1 protein-coding gene is annotated in these 351 nt (G+C 54.7%); it reads right to left on the reverse strand.

Features of this window, described 5'->3' with window-relative positions; all coding sequences use genetic code 11:
- Window positions 1-351, reverse strand: a 351-nt coding sequence (locus tag KP22_RS21165) for an Ig-like domain-containing protein (protein ID WP_039326451.1), incomplete at both ends; no start/stop codon positions are given.

A 351-nucleotide genomic window follows, 5' to 3' on the forward strand; every position in this document is an offset into this window, starting at 1 on the left:
CATTAGCAGCTAATACAGAACCCGGAACATTGACGCTCCAGGTTTTGCCATCGGCATTGACCGTAGTCTGATAGGTCTCGCTGCCGACGGTTATCGTCACCGTATCACCGGCTTTGACGTCGTTATCAACCTGACCGGTGACCGCAATCGTCTGACCCGACTCACTGGCATTAATCACGTTATCGCTGGTCACATCGTCGATAGTAATGGAGGCGATGGGCGCGACGGTATCGACGCCGTAAGCGTGACTGGTATTGGCCGTCGTCACGTTACCAGCAGGATCACGGGTGGTGACCGTGGCACTCACCTCACCATTAGCAGCTAATACAGAACCCGGAACATTGACGCTCC

It is taken from the genome of Pectobacterium betavasculorum (assembly GCF_000749845.1).
Lineage (GTDB): Bacteria > Pseudomonadota > Gammaproteobacteria > Enterobacterales > Enterobacteriaceae > Pectobacterium > Pectobacterium betavasculorum.